The organism is Microcoleus sp. Pol1C5, assembly GCF_036701115.1.
Classification (GTDB): Bacteria; Cyanobacteriota; Cyanobacteriia; order Cyanobacteriales; family Microcoleaceae; genus Microcoleus.
Genome location: NZ_JAUBQE010000126.1, coordinates 1 through 3,283, shown reverse-complemented (window position 1 = coordinate 3,283; position 3,283 = coordinate 1). Strand labels below are relative to the sequence as shown.

Sequence of the window (3,283 nt, the reverse complement as noted above, 5' to 3'; positions counted from 1 at the left end):
AAAAAATCCCGCAGGTGGTTTCGGATCTGGTGATGAAGCTGATGGCGAAGAATGCCGAAAAACGCTATCAAAGTGCCTGGGGATTGAAACATGACTTAGAAAAGTGTTTGCAGCAGTGCCAAGAAACTGGAAAGATTGAAACTTTTGAGTTAGGAAAGCGGGATATATGCGATCGTTTCCTGATTCCTGAAAAACTCTACGGTCGAGAAACAGAAGTCCAAACTCTGTTGAATGCCTTTGATCGCGTAGCTAATGGCACATCAGAATTAATGCTAGTCGCTGGGTTTTCCGGGATTGGAAAAACGGCTGTAGTCAACGAGGTACATAAACCGATTGTCCGGCAACGGGGCTATTTCATTAAAGGCAAATTCGACCAGTTCAACCGCAATATTCCCTTCTCGGCATTTGTCCAGGCATTCCGCGATTTAATGGCACAATTACTGAGTGAAAGTGATGCCAAAATTCAAGAATGGAAAACTAAAATTCTCGAAGCGCTCGGTGACAGCGGACAAGTCATTATTGAAGTCATTCCCGAACTAGAACGGATTATTGGAACACAACCCCCAGCCCCGGAGTTATCGGGGGTTGCTGCTCAAAACCTCTTTAATTTGCTCTTCCACAAATTCATTGCTGTCTTCACCACAAAAGAACATCCATTGGTGATATTTTTGGATGATTTGCAGTGGGCAGATTCGGCATCGCTGAAGTTAATGCAATTGCTCGTCAATGAGTCGCAATTGGGTTATCTGTTGCTGCTGGGAGCCTATCGGGATAATGAAGTATCACCCAGCCATCCCCTGATGTTGACCCTAGATGAGGTGAGGAAGGCAGGAACCACACTCAACACTATTACATTAGCACCGCTTGGCCTTCTCAGTTTAAATCAATTGGTAGCGGATACGCTAGTTTGTGAGCCTAATTTGGCACAACCGCTGACAGAATTGGTATATCAAAAAACTCAAGGAAACCCATTTTTTTCAACGCAGTTTCTCAAAGCCTTGCATCAGGATGAATTGATTACTTTTGAGATCCAATCGGGACATTGGCAGTGCGATATTAGCAAAGTGAGAGAGGCAGCGCTCACTGATGATGTGGTGCTATTTATGGCGCAGCAGTTGCAAAAAATGCCAGCAACAACTCAAGAGGTTTTAAAATTAGCCGCTTGCATTGGCAACCAGTTCGATCTGGCAACATTGGCAATTGTTGCAGAGAGTTCGGAGACGGAAACCGCAACGGCTTTGTGGAAAGCTTTACAGGAAGAGCTGATTATTCCCCAAAGTGAAGTTTATAAATTTTATGTAGGCGCAGAACAGGCGATTTCTGAAGCGACTACTCAAACCGTTGCCTATCGCTTCTTGCACGATCGCGTCCAACAAGCCGCTTATTCTTTGATTCCGGAAAGCGATCGCGCGATCGCCCATTATCAAATTGGGCAACTGCTGCTGCAACAGATTTCACTGTCAGCGCGAGAAGAACGCATTTTTGAATTAGTCAATCAGTTAAATTATGGAACCACACTTGTGGTTGAACAAACCGAACGAGACGACTTAGGCCAACTCAACCTCACAGCTTGCCGCAAAGCCAGAGCCGCAACAGCATATCACGCAGCCCGCGAGTATGCCACAGTCGGACTGACATTATTAGGAGTTGAAGCTTGGCAGCGACAATATGAAATGACCTTATGCCTGCACGAATTAGCTGCCGAGATTGCCTGGTTGTGTGGTGATTTTGAGGGAATGGAGCGAAGGATTGAAGCGACGCTGCACCATGCTAAAACTCCCTTAGATCGGATGCAAATCTATCAAATAAAAATTCAGTCATTGAACTCCCGCAATGAATTTTTAGCGGCACTCTCGACAGGTAAATCTGTCCTTCAATTGCTAGGAGTCAGCCTGCCTGATAGCCCAACGACCGAGGATATTCAGCAGGCGAGACAGGAAATCAACGCATTGATCGGCGATCGCTCGATTGATGCGTTGATTCATCTGCCGAAGATGACGGATGCTCAAAAGCTTGCCATTATGCAGATTGCTGATAGCATTCTGCCTTCGTGTTACCTGACAGGTTCGCCGCTTTATCCCTTAGTAGTTGCACTACAGGTCAAGCTTTCAATTCAATTTGGTAATAGTCTCTTTTCTCCGATTAGCTATGTTAGCTACGCATTCCTACTCAATATGCTGTGGCAAGAGATAACACAGGTGCAGCAGTTTGGGCAATTAGCTTATCGCCTGGCATCAGAGCCAGAAGCCAAAAATATCCGAGCTGCAACTTTTAATGTATTTGCGGGATACGTTCATCACTGCGTCGCTCATGTGAGAGAAACGCTACCGATTTTTCAGGAGGGCTATCAAGCGGGAGTGGAAACGGGCGATCTGGAATTCATTGTATACCTCGTACAAATGTTTTCCTTGAATTCCTTGTGGTCAGGGAAACCGCTGAACGAACTCGAACCCCAAATTCGCGCCTACCACCAGCATTTGCGCGACCTCAACATCATCACTACAGCCAAGCATTATTTAATTTACTGGGAAACAGCTCTGATCCTTCTGGGGCGCTCGGAGGATGAGGTTCCTTTACGCAAAGATTCTTATGAGGAAGAATTGGTTTCTCAGGTGCAAGCATCCAACGATATGTTTCGGTTGTGTATCTTTTACCACCACAGATTCGTATTGAACTTCTGGCTGGGAGACATTTTTAAGGCACAAAAGGATGCGGATCGAGCCAGACAACACCTGACAAGATGTATGGGAACAATTCTCGAACCAGTCTTTTACTTCTACGATTCTCTAACGGCACTTGCTATACAGCATGAATCAACTGCACAGTCGGAAGATCGACTGCATCAAGTGCAAGAAAATCAAGGTAAGTTACAGCAATGGGCCTCTCATGCCCCGATGAATCACTTGCACAAGTGGCAACTGGTGGAAGCCGAACGTTACCGCGTTCTCGATCGATACAAAGAGGCAATTGAGTGCTACGACCTTGCAGTTAAAGGAGCCAAAGAAAACGAATATCTCCAAGAAGAAGCGTTAGCCAACGAATTAGCTGCCAAATTCTACTGGGAGTGGGGCAAAGAAAAAGTCGCCGCCAGCTATATGCAAGAAGCGTATTACTGTTATGCCCGTTGGGGTGCACTAGCCAAAATAGAAGACCTAGAACAACGCTATCCCGAATTACTTCAGCCCATCCTGAATCAGCCCAAACTCCGCTTTAATCCTCTAGAGACGCTAGCAACGATTAGCCACTCTTCGCAGACTTCCAGTAATAGCAGCACCAGTATTTC

Annotated in this window: 1 protein-coding gene; it reads left to right on the top strand. The window is 45.8% G+C overall.

Annotation, left to right across the window (positions count from 1 at the left end; genetic code table 11):
- Positions 1-3,283 (top strand): AAA family ATPase (locus QUA23_RS30650; RefSeq protein WP_333093982.1); only part of this gene is annotated, 3,283 nt, incomplete at both ends.